This is a genomic window from Giesbergeria anulus (genome assembly GCF_900111115.1).
Taxonomy (GTDB): Bacteria; Pseudomonadota; Gammaproteobacteria; order Burkholderiales; family Burkholderiaceae_C; genus Simplicispira; species Simplicispira anulus.
Map to the genome: position 1 here is coordinate 151050 of NZ_FOGD01000005.1, position 18323 is coordinate 169372.

An 18323-nucleotide genomic window follows, 5' to 3' on the forward strand; every position below is an offset into this window, starting at 1 on the left:
TGAGGAGACAAACCCCATGAGTTCTGAGTTTCAACCGCATCGGCGTGCTGCTTTGCGTTGGACGGCGGCCGCAGCGGCTGGCGTCGTAGCCCCGGTTTGGGCGCAAGCCAGCGACTGGCCGAGCAAGCAAGCCATCAAGCTGATCGTGCCGTTCCCAGCCGGTGGCCCCGCCGATGTGATGGGGCGCTTGGTAGCCCAAGTCTTGGGCACCGCCCTCAAGACCACTGTGGTGGTAGAAAACAAAGCGGGTGCTGGGGGCAACTTGGGCACAGACCAAATTGCCAAGGCCGCTCCTGATGGCTACACCTTGGGCCTATCGGCGATAAGCAGTTTGGCCATTGCGCCCACGCTACAACCCAAGCTGCCCTACAACGTAGAGCGCGACCTGCTACCAATCTCTTTGGTCGGTGTGGCCCGTGGTGCGCTGGTGGCACATCCGTCAGCGCCCTTCACTGATCTCAAAGGCCTGATTGCCTATGCCAAGGCCCATCCGGGCAAGCTGGCCTATGGCAGTTCTGGGGTAGGTACCTCCAACCATTTGCAGGGCGAGTATCTGGCGATGCGGGCTGGCATTGAACTGCTGCACATCCCGTACAAGGGCACGGCACCGTTGGCACAAGACCTGCTGGCAGGGGCCATTCCGATGGCCTTTGAAAGCTCTTTGGTCACGGCAGGCCCCAATGTGCAAACGGGCAAGCTCAAGGCGATTGCCATCACGGCCCACGGCAGGGCACCTTTGCTGCCCCAAGTGCCCACCCTAGAGGAGCAAGGCATCACCCCGTTTGATATGCCCACTTGGTTTGGTCTGGTCGGCCCAGCGGGTTTGCCCAAGGCAATGGTCACTCAGCTAGAGAAAGTGTTGGCCGAAGGCTTAAAAACCCCCACCATGCAAGAGCGCTTTGCAGCCATTGGTGCCGATACCCGCCCCGGCACTTCGGCGGCGTTTGCCCGCTATATCCGCGAAGAAACCCAGCGTTACGCCACCATCATCCAACAGGCCAAGGTCACTCTGGATTGATGAATAGATGGATGGATACATCCTGTGAATTTTTTAACCCCTGTTTGGAGATAACACCATGCCCTTTGCCCAAATCTACATGATTGAAGGCCGCACTGAAGAACAAAAGCGCGCCGTGATCGAAAAAGTCACCCAAGCCCTGCACGAAGCCGTAGGCGCTCCCAAAGAGAATGTGCGCGTCTGGATTCAGGATGTGCCCAAAGAGAACTGGGGCATTGCCGGAGTCAGTGCTAAAGACTTGGGGCGCTAACAGCGCAGCGCCTGAAAGGCTCAAACATTGGTGGCGGCCAACACTTCGCTCATGCTGGTCAGCCCTTGCAGCGCCTTTTCGATGCCATCTTGGCGCAGGGTGCGCATGCCCGCCAGCAGCGCCGACTGGCGAATCTCCATGGCTGGGGCGCGGTGGCGGATGTGTTCACGGATGGTGTCGTCACTGGCCATCAGTTCATGGATGCCAATGCGGCTCCGGTAGCCATGCTGGTCGCAATGGCTGCAGCCGTGCGCGCGCCACAGCCGGACTTCTCCTTGCGTTGAACCATAATTTTCGCGCCAGCGCTCAATCAATTGGGTTCGGGCCTCTGGTGTATTTTGCAGTGGCGAGCCGCTGCTGAGGTACTGCGAGGCCAAGCGCTCTAGCGGCTCTTGGCTCAGTACCAAAGGGGTAGCACATTGAGGGCACAGGCGGCGCACCAGCCGCTGCGCCAAAATAGCCAACAGCGAATCTGAAAAATTGAACGGATCAAGGCCGATTTCCAGTAGCCGCGCAACGCTCTCTGGGGCCGAGTTGGTGTGCAAGGTCGAGAGCACCAAGTGCCCAGTCAAGGAGGCTTCTACGGCGATGCGTGCAGTCTCTTCGTCGCGCATTTCACCAATCATGATGACATCGGGATCAGCGCGCAAAAAGGTGCGCATGGCTGCAGCAAAAGTCCAGCCAATGCGCGGGTTGATCTGCACTTGGCGCAGGCCCGACTGGCTTATTTCAATCGGGTCTTCTGCCGTCCAGATTTTGCGGCCCTCAGTATTGATGTCGCGGATGACTGAATGCAGCGTGGTGGTCTTGCCGCAGCCCGTGGGGCCACACACCAGCAGCAGTCCATAGGTCTTTTTTACCGCCTCGCGCAGTGCGGCCAGATGGGTCTTGTTCAGACCGATCTGCTCCAAGGGCAGCGGTTTTGCACCGGCCAGCAGCCGCAGCACCACATCTTCTAGCCCATGCGAGGTGGGTACCGTGACCACGCGCAACTCTACCGCCGAGCCACCAAAGCGGGCAAAATCAATCTTGCCGTCTTGCGGTTTGCGGTGCTCAGAAATATCCATGCTGGCCATGATTTTGATGCGGGCCACCATCGCATAACGAAAGCGCGCTGGCAATTCCAGATAGCTCATCAGCTCACCATCCACACGCAAACGGATACGCACGTTTTGGGGGTCGGGTTCGGTTTCGATGTGGATGTCGGATGCGCGGTGGGCAATGGCCTCCTCTATCACGGTGTTGATTAAGCGCACCAAGGTGTTGTCAGATTCACTGACGACATCGGTCTCGACGGCATCGTTGTCTGGCAGCGAGCTGCTCAGGTTGCTCACTAGCTCGCGTGAGCTGGCCCGTACTTCATTGCCATTGTGGTTGGCGATGGCTGGTGTTTTGGCGGTGGCGGCAGGGTAGGTACGGTAGGCATTGGCAATGGCTGGCATCAGCGTACCGGGGGCAGCCTCTAATGGAATGAGGCGGCGTTGGGTTAAAAAGCGCAACTCATCGAGCAAAGCACGATCTGCCGGGTCGGCCATGAGCACCACCAAGGCATCCTCGCGGGCCAGCAATGGCAACACCGATTCGCGCTCGGCCACAGCGCGCGGCACCAGCGCAAGCGCCACCGGGTCAGGCACCAACTGGCCCGGATGCACTAGATGCTTGCCCAGCCAAGAGCCAATCACGTCCTGCAATTGTGCCGGACTGACATGGCCGTATTCCACCAAAATTTGGCCGATAGAGCGCTGCTGCCCTTGCTCGCGCTCAGCCTGTTGGATTTTCAGGCTCTCGGTCAAGGCAACGGCATCCAACACCTTGGCCTGCACCAGTGCCTCACCCAAATGCCGCGCCTGTCCTAAGGTGGGGTGTGGGGTGGTAGCTAAAGCCCACAATTCGCCTGGATTGTGCGGCGTGAAATACGGTGCAACGACAGCGTCAGAAAAATCGGGCATGGTGGATGAGAGATGTAACCAGATGTTGACATCTGTATACGTATACCCTACCAGCGTTCGCGTTACCAACGCTCACAGCCCAAAACCTCATTGCCCAAGGTAGCCGATCAACCCACCCTTGGCCGGGTGCCATTGCAGGCCGGGTAATCCACACAGCCCCAAAAGCGCTGGCCCACTTGCGGGCCTTTGCGCACCAAGCGCAGCAGCATGGGCTGGGCGCACACCGGGCAGTTAGGCACGCCCCCGGCAGCACCCAACGGTGCCTGTGGGGGTGTGGCCGCCACAGGCGCAGGGGTTACTGAGGCTGCTGGGGGGGGGGGCCGCACTTTGGCCACAGGCACCGGGGGGGTAGCTACTGGGGCTGGGGTAGGCGCTGGAGCTGCCGGAGCTGCCCGCCGAGGCTGCGGCGATGCTGCTGGGCGCACGGGTGCTGCCACTGGCGGCGTTTGTGCCACCGGCACCGCCTGCGCTGGACGCTGGCGGAAAATCTCTTTGGCTTGGGTTTGGTGCAGCCATTGCAGCAGCGCCGGGCCATCAATCAAGGACAGGTTGCGCCCTTGGGCAAACTCGCGCGCGGGCTTGGTAAAGCGCCCCGACGTGACCACAAAGCCGCCATCGGCCCCTTTGGCTGTCATCAGGCCAAACATCTCGCGCACCACCTCAACACTGACGCGAAATGCCTTCCACTGCTTGCACTGCACCAAAAATTTCTCGCCATTGCGGCGCAAAATCAGATCGACGCCGCCATCGGCACCACCGCCGCCAGTCTCCTCAACATGGTAGCCCAAGCGCCGAAACACCTCGCCCACCAGCACCTCAAACTCTTGCCAAGTGATGTCGTCCAGCGCATCGGCTGCCGGGTTGGCCGTGACCTGTTGCAACAGTTGCGTGCGCTTGCGCTGCTCACCCAACGCCAGCCACGCCCCAGCCAAGCACAACGCTGGCAGCACATACTGGCCGATAGTAGCCAGCCCACGCAGCAGCAGCGTGCCACTGTGCTGGTACAAACCCGCCAAACTGTGGACTTCAGGCCGGGGCTGGCTGGCTACATAGTGCAAGCCGATAAAAAAGGCCACGGCCAGCAGCGCCCCCAGCCACCAAGGCAGCCAAGCGGCCACGCCAATGGCGCTGCGCGTCCAAGCCTGCAACTCACCAATCGCCGTTGGCTCCTCTGGTTTACGGCGTGCCATGCCTTAGCCTCCGCCGCCTTAACCTAGGTGCTTACCAATAATGCCTGCCAGCTCAAACATGGTGATCTGAGGCTTACCAAAGACGGCCAACAGTTTGGCATCGGCATTGATGGCGCGTTTGTTGGTGGCATCTTGCAAGTTGTGCGCGTGCACATACACCCAGATTTTTTTAATCACCTCGGTGTGCAGGACGGGGTCGGTGCCAATCACCTCTGCCAGCGCAGCACTGGGCCGCTTGCCAGGGGCCAGCGCACGCGGGGCCTTGGCTACTTTGGCGGTGGTTTTGGCCGCTTTCTTGGCGAGGGCTTTTTTGGCAGGAGCAGCTTTTCCGGTTTTTTTGGCGGCAGCGGCACCGGCCTTGGGTGGGTATTTGGACTGGCGCGGCTCAAACTCAAAATTGACCTTGCCTGCCGCCTTATCCCAAAACAAAAATGCTTTAAAAGTTCGGCGCTTACGCAAGCTGTAAAACTTGTCGAGCAGATCGGTTTTGCCCGTGCTCAACAGCTTTTGCATCTGCTCGCGCTCTACCGGCTGTTGCAAGATCACGGTGCTGCTCTTGAAATCGCAGGTGGCAGCCGGTTGCGCTGGCGTTGGCACGGTATGGCTGCATACGTAGTGGCTGCCGTGCTCGTACACCGGAGCACCGCACTGTGGGCAAGCCCCCAGAGATTGCTGGCCCGCAAAATCCACCAGCTCACTAGTATCGAGAGCGTTTTTGTCTTCGCCGAAATCAAATTCGAGTTTGTAATTGTGGGTCTCCTCGTCGTAGACAAGCACAATTTCGGCCACAAAGGGCCAACCTGTTTTTTTGGAGCGGAAACCCTCCAGTGGGCCAATGTGATGGCTGGCCAGCAATTGTTCGGCCTCTGGCGGCTCAAAGGTGCGCCCGGCGGGCGACTTGCCAAACGAGAAGCCACAAGAAGGCTCGCCCCCCAGCTTGCCCACGCAGGCATAGCGGCGGTAGTTCTCTTTCACCACGCCACCACAGTTGGGGCAGGGGGCGGCCAACTGGGCATAGTCGCCGGGGATGGTGTCGCGGTCGTACTCTTTGGCTTTTTGCACCATGCGCTCGGTCATGGCGGCAATCTCAGCCATAAAGCTATCGCGGCTCAGTAGGCCCTTTTCCATCTGCGCCAGCTTGTATTCCCATTCGCCGGTCAGGTCAGCGCGTGACAGCTCTTTGACGCCCAAGCCACGCAGCAGCGTCATCAACTGAAACGCTTTGGCGGTCGGGATGATTTCGCGCCCTTCGCGCAGCATGTATTTTTCAGTGAGCAAGCCCTCAATGATGGCGGCGCGTGTGGCGGGCGTGCCCAAGCCCTTGTCGCGCATCGCCTCGCGCATGGTTTCGTCTTCTACCTGCTTGCCCGCGCTTTCCATCGCCCCCAACAAGGTGGATTCCGAATAGCGTGCCGGGGGTCGGGTTTTGAGCGCTTTAGGCTCCACCTGCTGCGCCAGCGGCTGCTCGCCGGGCTGCACCGGCACCAAGTTTTGGCCCTTGTCGCCGTCTTTGGCTTCGGGCACTTCGCTGGCGGCATCTTTGCCATAAATCGCCAACCAACCGGGCTTGACCAGCACTTTGCCCTCGGTTTTGAAGTGGTAGCTTTGCCCAGCTTGCTCCACCTTGCTGATGCGGGTCGTGACCAAGTATTCGGCGCTAGGGAAAAACACCGCCATAAAGCGGCGCGCTACCAAATCGTAGAGCTTTTGTTCCAACTCACTCAAATCCCCCGGAGCCTGCAAAGTCGGGATGATGGCAAAGTGATCCGACACCTTGCTGTTGTCAAAAATACGCTTGCTGGGCCGGATATAGCCTTGGTTGAGCGCGGTTTGCGCGTGCGGTGCCAAATGCGCCATGCCGCTGCCTGCCAGCATGGCAAAGGTTTGCTGGGCCACCGGCACATAGTCTTCGGGCAGGGCGCGCGAATCGGTGCGCGGGTAAGTCAGGGCCTTGTGGCGCTCGTACAGGCTTTGCGCCAGCGCCAGCGTGGTTTTGGCCGAAAAGCCAAACTTGCTGTTGGCCTCGCGTTGCAGGCTGGTCAGGTCAAACAGCAGGCCACTGGCTTGGGTGGCTGGCTTGCTCTCTTCCGTGACTTGGGCAGGGCGGCCCCGCGTGGCATCGGCAATGGCTTGGGCTTGTTGTGCCGACCACACCCGGTCGGCGCGCTGCTCAGGATCGTCGGTTTTTTTCCACTGCGGATCAAACCAGCGCCCCGGATAGTCTCCGGCTTGGGCGGCAAAGCTGGCGTGAATTTCCCAATAATCGCGGCTGATAAATTTGCGGATTTTTTCTTCGCGCTCCACCACCAGCGACAAGGTGGGCGTTTGCACCCGGCCCACCGTGGTCAAGAAAAAACCACCATCGCGCGAGTTAAACGCCGTCATCGCCCGTGTGCCATTAATACCGACCAGCCAGTCGGACTCGGAGCGGCTGCGCGCCGCATCGGCCAGCCCCTGCATTTGCGCATCGCTGCGCAACTGGTTAAAGCCATCACGAATCGCCTGTGGCGTCATCGATTGCAACCACAGCCGCTGCACCGGCTTGCCCAGCGGCGCGGCCCCTCCGGCGTACTGCTCAATCAGACGAAAAATCAACTCACCCTCACGCCCAGCGTCACAGGCGTTGATGAGCTCGATCACATCATTGCGCTGGGCCTGCTTGACCACGGCGCTCAAGCGGCTTTTAGTTTTTTCTACCGGCTGCAATTCAAAGTAGGGCGGAATCACTGGCAGATGGGCAAAGCTCCACTTGCCGCGTTTCACGTCAAACTCTTCTGGGGCCTTGATTTCTAACAAATGGCCTACGGCGCTGGTAACCACATAGCGCTCATTCTCAAAATGGTCGTCGTGCTTGTCAAACTTGCCCACCACCGGGGTGAGGGCGCGCACAATGTCTTGGGCTACCGAAGGCTTCTCGGCAATGACCAGGGTCTTGCTCATGGGGCAATTTCTCTCTATCGGAAAATTTTTGCACCCGGCCTAGCGGGCCGGGCGCTTCTACAATCTGGGTTCTTCGCGCGTACACGCGCACGCGCATGTGTGCCCATTAAACTTAACAGAGTTTTGCTATGCCCCGCACCGCGCCTTCCATCAGCCCTTTTGGGGGCCGCCGCATCCAAACCCGCCGCTCAGGGGTTCATGGTAAGGGCGTCTTTGCCCTGCAAGACATCGCCGAGGGTGAAGCCATTATCGAATACACCGGCCAAGTTATCACGTGGGAGGAGGCACAAAACCGCCACCCGCACGACCCGCTGCAACCCAACCACACCTTTTACTTCCATGTCGATGAAGACCGCGTGATTGATGCCTTCTTTGGCGGCAACTCCTCGCGCTGGATCAACCACAGTTGCAACCCCAACTGCTACGCCGATGAGCGCGGGGGGCGCATCTTTATCACCGCCCTGCGCAACATTGCCGCAGGCGAAGAACTGAACTACGACTACGGCCTGATGCTCGACGAGCGCTACACAGCCAAACTCAAGGCTCAATACCCTTGCTGGTGTGGCACCAGCGCCTGCCGAGGCACCTTGCTCGCTCCCAAGCGCGGCTGGATGCCACCTATGCCCGGCAACAGTCCCAAGGGGGGCGTATGAGCGCCCCGCTGCGCTGGCCCGCTGAGGCCCTCTGGGAGGCCATCGCCCCACAATGGCCTGGCTTTACTGTCGAAGTGCTGCCAAGCATCGACTCCAGCAACACCGAGCTGATGCGCCGCGCCCGCAGCGGCCAATACGACCCGATTTTGCTGGTAGCTGAAGAGCAAACCGCAGGCCGGGGGCGGCTGGGCCGCCAATGGCAAGGCCAGCCGGGCGATACCTTGATGTTCTCGCTGGGCCTGCCGCTGGCACCGCGAGACTGGTCGGGCTTATCACTGGCGGTGGGCGTGAGCGTGGCCGAAAGCCTGCAACCCGTGCTGCCCCCTGCGGGCAGCAGCCAACCGCGCCTGAGCCTGAAATGGCCCAACGATCTGTGGCTGTGCAATAGCCACGGCGAGCGCAAGCTCGGCGGTATTTTGGTTGAGACGGCCAGCTTTGTGGCCCCACAAACGCAAGTGGTGCCCATGCACACCAGCCCGGCCACGCGCTATGTGGTGATTGGTATTGGGCTCAATCTGCGCCCACCAGACCACAGCGGGCTGTCTTTGCCTGCTGCGGGCCTGCAAGAGATAGATGCCCACATCGACGCCCCTGCTGCCCTGCTGCGGGTGGTGCCCCCCCTGCTGGCCATGCTGCAAGCCTTTGAGCACTATGGCTTTGGCCCGGTGCAAGCGCGCTTTGACCTGCGTGACGCCCTGCAAAACCGCAGCGTGGTGCTCAGTGATGGTCAAACCGGCACCGCGCATGGCGTGGGCGAAGACGGCGCGCTGCGCGTCATGACGGCGCAAGGGATGCAGTGCATCACCAGCGCTGAAATCAGCGTGCGCCCGGCCAGTGCCGCTGCCACCCTGCCCGCCTAACCTGTTGTTGCCATGTTACGTTTTACCGTTTTGATTTTGGCACTGGCCAACGCAGGCTACTACGCTTGGGCGCATGGGCTGATGCCCTTGGGCCAAAGCACCAGCAGTGCCGAGGCCGAGCCTCAGCGCCTAGCGCAGCAACTGCACCCCGACGCCCTGCGCATCGTGCCCAAGGCTGGCGCAGGCACCCCCGCCCCCGAAGAAGCTCCCAGCACCAGCACTGCCACCAAATCTGCGCCAGTAGCCGCTACGCCCCCGGCAGCATCCCCCGCACCGGCACAGGCACCGACACCGGCACCCACCGCCCCAACTGCCGTGCCAACGCCTACACTGACACCAGCAGCCATAGCAGTCACAGCCGCAGCTGTGCCAGCCCTGGCTCTCGCTGCTGCCCAGTCAGAGAGCAAACCTGAAGCTAAAACACCCGCCAAAGCCGAGCCTAGCGCCATCTGCTTGCAGGCTGGGGCCTTTAATGCGGCACAGGCCGATGTGCTGCGCAGAGCCTTGGGCAGCAGCCTGCCCGCAGACAGTTGGAGCCTGAGCAACGCCACCCTGCCGGGGCGCTGGATGGTCTATATGGGCCGCTTTCCTGACCTCAATACGTTGGATAAAAAACGTAAAGAGTTGCAAGCGCGCGATGTGCCTTATGACCGACCGCAGATTGCTGCACTGGAGCCGGGCCTGTCGCTGGGGCGCTACTCCACCGAAGAGGCTGCCGAGCGCGCGCTGGCCCAGTTGGGCACCAAAGGCGTGCGCAGCGCCCGTGTGGTGCCAGAACGCGCCGAAACTCCGGCCTTTGTGCTGCGCCTGCCTGCCGTTGCGCCAGACGCCCGCCAGCGCATCAACGCTACCCTGCGCCGGGCACTAGCGGGCAAAACTTTGCGCCCCTGCTAGCACCACTTTCTCACACGGCGTTCTCAGAGGCCCCCTGTGGCCTTGAGAGAAGCCAAGGTGCTTTGCTGACTTTTAAGCGTATTGGCGCGCTGGTTGAACGTGGAAAGCGACAGCCCCACATTGCCGTCTGCGGCCAGTTCTTTGGAGGCGGTTTTGTCCACTTGCTTGCCCATTTTGACCAGCGTGGCCCGGACACCCGTGGCGTCGGCTTTTTGGGCGGCATCGAACTTTTTGGTGTCTAAAGACAGCGTGCCATCGGTGCCCACGCTAAAGCCGATTTTTTTGAGTGCCTCTAGCGCGGGTCGGTCTGCGCTGATAGCATTTTGCAAGCCTTTATTGGTGCGGTTGGCGCTGGAAGTAAGCGCCATGTCACCGGGAGCCGCCGCCGTGGTTTTGGCGGTGGTGAGGGCACTGTTAAACGCAGTGACAAAATCAGCGGCAGCAGTTTTTTCTGCGGCACTGGTCGCGGTGGCAGACAACCCGCCCAGCGCGTGGGCTGCCAATTGCGCTCCGGATACCGATGATTTGAGTTTGCCCAAAGACGAAAGCTGCACGCTGGTGGCATCCACTTGCGCTTGAATGCGTTTTTCGGCTTTTTCCAGCCCAGCCGTGACGGCTGCACCCACCTTATCCGCCGCTGGGGAGCTGGTTTTTGCACCCACCCCCGTGTACTTGGCGGATGCACTGGTAATGACGAAATCGTTGATATTCATGATACGTCGCTCCTACAAAGGGCCAGTCTATACCTCGTGCGCAGATTTATCTAGCCAAACCTTTTTCACATTGAAGGAGTCTTTGGCAAACTGGTATGTCATGGGATGAGGTTAGTCCACATTCGTCCCCAATAGCAAGGCGCGGACTCGTTCATATTCTTGGATTCGGGAAAAATCCTTCTCAGTTGGGTGGGCGATTCGGCTGATATCCATGTTCTCGGCGTTATCTGCGAGTTTGACGGTGCGCGCCACCCGATTTTCTGTGGCCCGTGCGGCGGCCTCCATGCGGCTCTCACCGTGCCGCTTGGTGAGCGCCTCCACGGCGGCCACCACGGTTGGAGAGAACCCTTCTTCGGCCAGTTGCTCTAGCGTGATGCTCGTGTCCTCCACCACATCGTGCAGTATGGCGGCGATGCGCTCTTCTTCTGTACTAACGCGTAGCATCACGCGCAGCGGATGGAGGATGTAGGGTTGACCAGCCTTGTCCACCTGCCCAGCGTGGGCTTGAGCAGCTAGGGAGATGGCGCGTTCGAGTGTTGACATACCGACTCCGGCCCCTTTCTAGGGTGAGGACAGTTCATGCACAAACACCAAGTGCATGTTGCTTGAATTGTTTGGTTGAGTGCAAAGTTAGCAGCCCATAATTAATCAGAATCACCTTCAAAAACATCTGGAAACATCAATTTTACAGACTCTGGAACAACATTTAACCATGCTGCAATAACTGCTTCTTCGTCAAACTCTTCACCACCTTCATAATCGATGGCTTCCAAAAACCTATCGCCCACCGAATTCAGTGCGTAATACTCTCTGCAACCATACTCGTGAAATATACTCCCATAAATTTCAACATTATTTCCATTTTTAACAAGTAGTTGTATAGCATCCATCCATTCATCCCCGAATATCTGAATACGAATAAAACCTTCTTTCTGTTCAATTTCTTCAACGTAAAAATCTTCTCTATCTTTATATTCCAGCATAGGATTGCTGCCTGCCAACAAATCAACTCCAGCGAAAGAGAATAGTGCTGACATAGCATTCCAAGGCACAACATCAGAATCGATTTTTATATCCGAAATTATTTCTGACGGGGCTTTAATTAAAATACTACCGAATGCTTCTGGCATAATTAATCTCTCTTTCTGTTGATGGTAATCATTGTAGAACCAAACAAGGTAAGCAGCAACTGCAATCGATTGACTTAAGCTCCGGGTTATTCGGAATAGCGCGATAGAAAATTCAATCTAAAAAAGAGCCTGCCTATTTACTTTTGCGACTGGTTCGCAACCAGAACCAAATTTCAAGACCAAAACCAAGGACTAACAGAAAAACGCTGCCCATCGAAAAACCGAATCCCTGCGCAAAGAATGCACCAAGAATTATTAGGAATGTTATTAAATGTTGCATAGAATGGACTTCAATAAGAATATTTAAATTTGAGAATAACCAATACCTGAGTTCAGTCGCACAGCGAAGAGTCATCGGATTTGGCGAATCTTTAGGCCGTTTTCGGAACCTAGAAATATTTTCGACTTCCATAAGGTAATAATTCAAGATAAACACCCCGATAGACATATTTTAATATTTTGCAGTTAACGAGAATCTCATAATACACTGCTGCTCTGCACTTTGCGATTGATTGTTCGATTTACCGCATAAGTGGGCTAATTGCGGCTGGGCTGCTGAACCCTCTATCGCTTTTCCGAGAACTGAAGCCTTCTAGATCCAGCGCTCACCATGAACTGAACTGCCATCAAACACAGTTGCGTCTATGAAATTCGTTCCGCTTACTTCTGGGTAAATTGCAACATCCCCAACTGAGGCGAATACAGATTTCGAAGGATGAACGTTTCCGGTCAGATTCAGTTGAAGGGGTGACGTGCTCATAAGTAATTGGATCTGTGGTGATCTATGTTTTCGGCTTAACGAATTAAGGTAAGCGGCTACTGGAAACTGTCCGCTTGAGCGTCGAGTTAGCACCAGTGCCAACGCACCAGCTACGAAACTCCAGCAGCATAGTCGCAAAAATAAACCTGCAACGAAGCCCCATGCAATTCATTACAGAACTAGGATTCTATTTCTTTTATTTCATCCAAATGAAACGCCTTGATATCAGCATAACTCGAATGAAGCCAGATATAAACAAGCATTTTCTTGGGAAAATCTACATTTATCCTGGGGTCGTCATCGTTTTGGCTGTCATCATTTGCGAAATAAGATTTAATAAAAAGATCAGCATAATCATTATGCTCTCCAAAAAATTTATGAACGCGCTTTTCAAAATCTATTTTATTAATAATAATTTTGCCAGTTCTATCAAACTCGGATTGCTCTTCCTCAGTCTGCATCCAGAAATGAGATGCGAACGACATATTTACCGACCTATCACGAACATGATCTGAGAACAAATCATCACTGACTGCAATCTCTTCAATAAACTTACCGATAGCTTCTTCAGGGTTTGTAGCCACAACAATACAGAACTCTTTCTCTTCAAATTGACTTTCAACATAACCGATTAAATATTTATTTCGCATACATTCCTCTATTCTAAAAATAATCCGGCTTTATATAAACTACCTAACCTTGGAAATCAGCGGCACCGGTATGGCATCCACTGGATTGACTTATTAGTCACCATTCTACCTCTTAATTTCAAAAATTATTTTATTTGCGTCACTGCTAGTTTCGAAGCTAAAGCTAACTACGTCTGGATCATATTTTAAGCCCTCCTCGGCGAAATCTTGGCAGCTAAGGTTTCCCCATGTATCTTCGTAACATATGGAAAATACTTTAGCCTCCAAGCCCTTTCGATTGAGCAAATAATTACCAAAATTTCCTTTTGATAAAGTATTTGATATTCCGGATAAAAATGACAACTCCACATTATTGTCATGGCTTTCGATGCCGATCCATTTGTGAATTTTGAATTTGATGTCGGAATATTCGATTCCGTTTACGGTTAATTTGTGGTCATCAAAATTTCTCGTTAGATTTTTAACTTGAATTGATGCGCTAATTAATAGCGCAAATTGTGATCGATTAATTTTATTTAAGGCCTGGTTATCCTTCATCAGCTCCGATAATAAATTTACTGGATCTTCCACATTAAAACCGACAGCCTCATTTAATATCTTTATAAATTCTTTCACTGAACAATGATCCTTCAGATAGTGTTCTTCGGTCTCTTTATAGTAATAACTCTTATTTGAAGCACACAAAACAGTGATTGCTGGATTTGTAAAAAAATTAATGTCCTTCTTTTTATAGCGCGACAACTCACTTCCATGGATGTCGCTGGAAAATGAAAATAAAACAGTTGGTGATCGACCACCAATTAATTTGAAATTTTCAAACTTCGAAATTGTTGTCTTGAGTTCGGTGGCATTTAATTTGCTTTTAACTTCAAAAACATATTTAACCGCCTCTACAGGCACAAAGGCCAAGTCACTTTTTATGTATACTGGCAGTATCTCGTCATCATATATAAAAATATCTACTTCATTGGATTGCTCGCCTTTTGCATTTTCAATTATGCCCTTTGTAATCCTGTATCTTTGAGGGATCACCTCTCTTATTAATGAGGAAAGCTCGCTCTCATTCAAACCACCTTTAATCCCTTGATGCATAACGTCTTTATTTACTTCAAAGTCACTCTTTAAGGTTTTTATTTTGGAATTAAACTTTTCCGAAATTATGCTCATGACTAAAAATTCCTTATAGTATTTTTTACGCTATAAATGAGGTAACTAGAATTAGACGATAGCCCCACACTGGCGATCAGTCGCATAAAATGAAACCATCCTATCCCACCCATAGGAAAAATCCAATAGCCCACCATTTCAACGAACCCAAGATTTGGCAAAATCCAGTCTCACCCTACACGCCCAACACCGATGCCACACACCAACCCAAACTACTAGGGCCTATGCGCGTTTATTGGCTCAAACAACATTACAGCACCCCCACAGTGCAAACCATCTGTCGATGGGGTGCAATGTTTCATTTTGTTTCATAAAAAACGGTATTCATAAGAGGTAGGGGCGTTCTGAAGCCACTTGGCCGTTGGCATCCCTCCGTGTGGATGGATAAAAAACGGGGCTTGCAGCCACCCGCTCCTAGCCGTTAGACTCGCGCCGTCCCGCAAAAAAAGCGGGGCACGGGTTTGGAACCCCGGTTTTCACAGGCGCAGCAAGCCGTACCCCATCTGGAGCAGCGGCTTTTTTGATGGTTGTCATGCTGCGCGCACGGACACGCTTTTGGGCGGGCCGTGCAGGGGCACCCGCAAGGGTGCGCCGGTACCTGTGGCCGGTGTTCCAACCCTGCATGGCCTGCCACCCTCGATTGGAACCGAGGTTGTCAGGCTCCCTCAAGTCCCACAGGAGCCGATCATGGCTGACACCTTTCACACCACAGCGGCCCCGCCGCCGGGCATTGCTCCGCCCCCCATCACGACACAGGTCTTGCAACAGACTTTGCACGCGCTGCACACCTTGCTGGCCGAACCACCGCACAGCCGCGCCGGTTCTTGGAGCCAACAGCGCCAGCGCGCCCTGCTGTGGCGCAACCGCCAGCCTTTGCAACTGCTGGCCGGTTTCCGTGCCGATGGCAGTGCAGATTTGCTGTGTGCTGCCATGCGCTTAACCGCGTCCTAAGCGCCCCCCCGCGTCTTTCCTCCCCGGTGGCTCGCCACTGCCTGACCGCCACGCAGCGGCCAGCGGGTGCGCCTGTGCGTTTGTGTTTTTCTCTGTTGTTAGAGAGGTCTTGCCATGACCGAAGTGTTTTCTATTGCCCGCGCCAGCCTGCGCATGGGCCGCGCTGCTTGGCATATTGCTTTGCCCAGTGGGGCCAAGTTGGTATTGCTGTGCATCATTAGCCATTACAACGATGCGCGGGGTTGTGCCTTTCCATCACTGGCGCGCTTGGCGCGGATGTGTGGGCTGCACAAGCGCACGGTGCAAACACACATCGCGCTGCTGGTGCAAAAAAGCGTGCTGCAAGTGGATAAAGCCCCCGGCCTTTGCACCCATGTGTACCGCATCAACGAGGCCGCTTTGGCCCCACTGCCCAGCGCCGCAGAAGGTGCCGGTGCAGAAAATCTACCCACCGGGGTGGCGATTTTTGCAGCGGGGGGTGGTGATTCTTACGACCAGCGTGCAGAAATCACCACCCAGAACGGAAGCAACGAAACCCAACAGAAAAAGACAACGGAGCCACCAACCCCGACCAAGCCTTGCCCAGCACCACCACCGCCCAAGGCAGAACCATCCTCGTCGTCGTCATCGTCATCGTCATCGTCATCGTTGTTTTTGCAATCTTTGCCCAGCCCAGAGGATCAGGCTGCTTTGCAGGCTTGGCAACAGGTGCGCCGCGCCAAAGGCCGCCCCGCCTTGCCCAATGCGCTGCAATGCCAACAACTGCTCCACCATGCCGCCACTGTGGGGCAGTCTTTGGGCTGGGTGGTGCAAGTGATGGCCCTGAACGATTGGGCTTCGTTTGATCCGGCTTGGCTGCACAACCAACGCCCCGCGCCACGGCTGCCCACCGCAGCAGTACCGCCCAGCGCTGCCGCGCAGCAGCCACCTGAACCGCAACCGCCAGCCCCGCCCCCCGTCACGCCCGAAGAAGCCGCCCAAGCCAAGGCCCGCATGGCCGCTTGGTTAGCGCAGTGGCGCGGCCCAGAGCCTAGCCAGCAGTGTGTGCCCATCGTTCCCTGCGGTGTGCCGTGGGCCGACACCATCATTGCCGATGCCTTGCGTGGTGCGGTGGTTAGCCATGCTGCGCTGCAATGTGCCTGCACGGTGGCGAAGGTGCCAATGCGAGCGGTGCGCGCTGTGGCCAAAGCGGGCACTTACGCGCATGGGCCATCAAGGCAGCAAGTGGCGTAGCGTAGAAGTGGCGTAGTTCTGTTTGCAGGCTGCGCCGGTGGGCGTTATGCCTCGTCACACTCTACCGGCAGGGCAGGAAAGCGCACGGTAAACAAGGCCCCCGGCGGGGTTTGGCCGGGGTGGGCGTCGTCCAAACTGACCTCGGCACCATGTTGGCGGGCAATTTCCAGCACAATCGGCAGCCCCAGCCCAGAGCCATCGGCCTCCGTGCCCAAGGCGCGGTAAAAGGGTTGGAACACCAGCTCGCGTTCAGCCTCTGGCACCCCCGGCCCAGAGTCTTCTACCTGCAACACTAGGCTTTGCGTTTCTGGCTCGGTCAGCACGCGGGCGGTCACTACGCCCGGATGCTCGGCGGTCGAGGGCGTGTAATGGATGGCGTTGTCCACCAAATTGCGCACCAGCTCCATCAGCAAGGTCGGGTTGGCCTCTAACCGCACGCCTGCATCACCGGGTTCGGCACCGTCATAGCCCAAGTCAATGCGCTTGTCTAAGGCTCTGGGCACCGAGTCGCGCACCACCTCAATCACCAGCCGCGCCAAATCGCAAGGCTCGCGCGGCATCACGGCACCGCTGCCCTCGGCGCGAGCCAGCGCCAGCAACTGATTCACGGTATGGGTGGCGCGGATGCTAGAGCGCCCAATCTGCTGCAAAGACCGTTTGAGCTCCTCGGTGCTGGTGCCCTCGCGCTGGGCCAAGTCGGCCTGCATACGCAGCCCGGCCAAAGGCGTTTTAAGCTGGTGCGCCGCATCGGCCAAAAAGCGTTTTTGTGTTGCCAAAGAGTCGTGCAGGCGGTTGAGCAAATCGTTCACCGCATCCACCAAGGGCGCAACCTCCAGCGGCACCGCCTTGTGGTCTAGCGGGCTCAAATCATCGGGGCTGCGGGCGCGGATGCGCTCTTCCAGTTGGTGCAGGGGCCGAATACCACGCGCCAGCGCCAGCCACACCAGCAACACCGCCAGCGGCAAGATGACGAACTGCGGCAGCATCACGCCCTTGATGATTTCGGTAGCCAGCACGCTGCGTTTTTCTCGCGTCTCGGCCACTTGCACCAAAGCTAACCCTTTGCTGGTGATGGGCAAACGCACCCAAATATAGGCCACGCGGATATCAATGCCACGCAGTTCAGCATCGCGCAGCCGCACTTGCGACGTGTTGGGGATTTCATCTTCTGGCGGCATGGGCAAATCACGCTCGCCCGATAACAACTGGCCGCGTGGCCCCACCACTTGGTAGTACACGATGTCGGAGTCATCGGCGCGCAAAATCTCGCTGGCCGGTTGCGGCAGATTGAACTGCACCTTGCCCCGGTACACCGTGACCAATTGCGCCAGCGCTTGGGCGTTGTACTCCAGCGCCCGGTCAAACGGCTTGTTGGCGATGCCTTGGGCCACCAGCCACGTCAGCGCCAAACTGATAGGCCACAACAGCAGCAGCGGCGTGAGCATCCAGTCTAGGATTTCACCAAACAAGGAGCGCTGTTCGCGCTGGAAGATTTTCAAAGCAAAGACCACGAAAAAAGAGGGCCGCTGCTGCCGTCAGCTCGGAATTTTTTCTAGGCAGTAACCTAAGCCGCGTACGGTGGCAATGCGAATGGGGTCTTTTTCGATTTTTTTGCGCAGGCGGTGGATATATGTAGGGACTTGCATTTGAAAAGCGTCAGGCCTGCATTCAGCGCATTTCTGGGCCAACATTAACTGCGTCTATCAGCGCCCTCAGGCCAGCATTAAGTGCAACTGAACTTGCGTTTGACGGCGCAGGCCTGCATTGCATGGCCGCCGGCCAACATTAAGTGCAACTACCGAGCCTTCACCAACCCGCCTTGAACGCCTCCTTTAAATCGGCAGTCCAGCCATCTGAAGCTCTGCACGCAGCTCGGCTGTGCGTGTGGGATCGAGCTGGTTGGCGAACAGGGCTTTGATTTCAGCCGGCTTGGCGTTGAACTGCTCCACCAAGTCCTTGATGCGG

17 protein-coding genes are annotated in these 18323 nt (G+C 56.4%); 7 read left to right on the top strand and 10 right to left on the bottom strand.

Annotated elements, in window-relative coordinates:
- The first annotated feature begins 16 nt into the window (after window positions 1-16).
- A complete protein-coding gene (locus BMX55_RS09825; protein WP_091456712.1) occupies window positions 17-1018 on the top strand; it encodes a Bug family tripartite tricarboxylate transporter substrate binding protein in 1002 nt (333 codons plus the stop codon).
- 58 nt (window positions 1019-1076) lie between these two features.
- Window positions 1077-1268, top strand: coding sequence for a 2-hydroxymuconate tautomerase (locus BMX55_RS09830; protein WP_091456716.1), 192 nt, complete (start codon window positions 1077-1079; stop codon window positions 1266-1268).
- Between the two features lie 20 nt (window positions 1269-1288).
- Here the strand turns inward: BMX55_RS09830 and BMX55_RS09835 are convergent, their stop codons facing one another.
- From BMX55_RS09835 to BMX55_RS09845, 3 genes are all read right to left on the bottom strand, one after another.
- Window positions 1289-3217, bottom strand: a complete 1929-nt coding sequence (locus BMX55_RS09835; RefSeq protein WP_091456719.1) for a GspE/PulE family protein — start codon at window positions 3215-3217, stop codon at window positions 1289-1291.
- Window positions 3218-3324: 107 nt separating this feature from the next.
- Entirely contained in the window at window positions 3325-4407 is a 1083-nt protein-coding gene (locus tag BMX55_RS09840; protein ID WP_091456722.1) for a restriction endonuclease, read from the bottom strand.
- Window positions 4408-4425: 18 nt separating this feature from the next.
- A complete protein-coding gene (locus BMX55_RS09845; protein WP_091456724.1) occupies window positions 4426-7347 on the bottom strand; it encodes a DNA topoisomerase III in 2922 nt (973 codons plus the stop codon).
- Between the two features lie 128 nt (window positions 7348-7475).
- On the opposite strand from BMX55_RS09845, the gene BMX55_RS09850 reads away from it, so the two are divergent.
- The 3 genes from BMX55_RS09850 to BMX55_RS09860 are packed head-to-tail and all read left to right on the top strand — an operon-like array spanning window position 7476 to window position 9754.
- Window positions 7476-8000, top strand: a complete 525-nt coding sequence (locus BMX55_RS09850) for an SET domain-containing protein (RefSeq protein WP_091456727.1) — start codon at window positions 7476-7478, stop codon at window positions 7998-8000.
- Window positions 7997-8860, top strand: coding sequence for a biotin--[acetyl-CoA-carboxylase] ligase (locus BMX55_RS09855; protein WP_091456731.1), 864 nt, complete (start codon window positions 7997-7999; stop codon window positions 8858-8860). Before BMX55_RS09850 ends, BMX55_RS09855 begins: the two co-directional genes overlap by 4 nt.
- 12 nt (window positions 8861-8872) lie before the next feature.
- Window positions 8873-9754 carry an SPOR domain-containing protein gene (locus tag BMX55_RS09860; protein ID WP_091456734.1) on the top strand — a complete coding sequence of 294 codons (882 nt, stop codon included), beginning with the start codon at window positions 8873-8875 and terminating at the stop codon, window positions 9752-9754.
- A 23-nt stretch (window positions 9755-9777) separates the two neighbouring features.
- Here BMX55_RS09860 and fliD read toward each other — a convergent pair whose 3' ends face one another.
- From fliD to BMX55_RS09890, 5 genes are all read right to left on the bottom strand, one after another.
- Window positions 9778-10467 carry a flagellar filament capping protein FliD gene (gene fliD / locus BMX55_RS09865; RefSeq protein ID WP_091456738.1) on the bottom strand — a complete coding sequence of 230 codons (690 nt, stop codon included), beginning with the start codon at window positions 10465-10467 and terminating at the stop codon, window positions 9778-9780.
- A 111-nt stretch (window positions 10468-10578) separates the two neighbouring features.
- Entirely contained in the window at window positions 10579-11010 is a 432-nt protein-coding gene (locus BMX55_RS09870) for an HD domain-containing protein (protein ID WP_091456741.1), read from the bottom strand.
- 101 nt (window positions 11011-11111) lie between these two features.
- A complete protein-coding gene (locus BMX55_RS09875; protein ID WP_143059613.1) occupies window positions 11112-11597 on the bottom strand; it encodes a hypothetical protein in 486 nt (161 codons plus the stop codon).
- Window positions 11598-12536: 939 nt separating this feature from the next.
- The gene (locus tag BMX55_RS09885) at window positions 12537-13007 is read right to left on the bottom strand and encodes a hypothetical protein (RefSeq protein ID WP_091456749.1); all 471 of its coding nucleotides are present in this window, start codon (window positions 13005-13007) and stop codon (window positions 12537-12539) included.
- Window positions 13008-13112: 105 nt separating this feature from the next.
- The gene (locus BMX55_RS09890) at window positions 13113-14174 is read right to left on the bottom strand and encodes a DUF6602 domain-containing protein (protein ID WP_091456752.1); all 1062 of its coding nucleotides are present in this window, start codon (window positions 14172-14174) and stop codon (window positions 13113-13115) included.
- A gap of 687 nt (window positions 14175-14861) precedes the next feature.
- Here BMX55_RS09890 and BMX55_RS09895 point away from each other — a divergent pair.
- Entirely contained in the window at window positions 14862-15125 is a 264-nt protein-coding gene (locus BMX55_RS09895) for a hypothetical protein (protein WP_091456755.1), read from the top strand.
- 114 nt (window positions 15126-15239) lie between these two features.
- Window positions 15240-16358 (top strand): helix-turn-helix domain-containing protein, encoded by a 1119-nt coding sequence (locus BMX55_RS09900; RefSeq protein WP_091456758.1) that lies wholly within the window; start codon window positions 15240-15242, stop codon window positions 16356-16358.
- 44 nt (window positions 16359-16402) lie between these two features.
- Here the strand turns inward: BMX55_RS09900 and BMX55_RS09905 are convergent, their stop codons facing one another.
- Both BMX55_RS09905 and BMX55_RS16850 read right to left on the bottom strand, forming a co-directional pair.
- Complete coding sequence (locus BMX55_RS09905) at window positions 16403-17857, bottom strand: sensor histidine kinase (RefSeq protein WP_091456815.1); 1455 nt, start codon at window positions 17855-17857, stop codon at window positions 16403-16405.
- Window positions 17858-17893: 36 nt separating this feature from the next.
- A complete protein-coding gene (locus tag BMX55_RS16850; RefSeq protein ID WP_143059614.1) occupies window positions 17894-18049 on the bottom strand; it encodes a winged helix-turn-helix domain-containing protein in 156 nt (51 codons plus the stop codon).
- Between the last annotated feature and the right edge of the window lie 274 nt (window positions 18050-18323).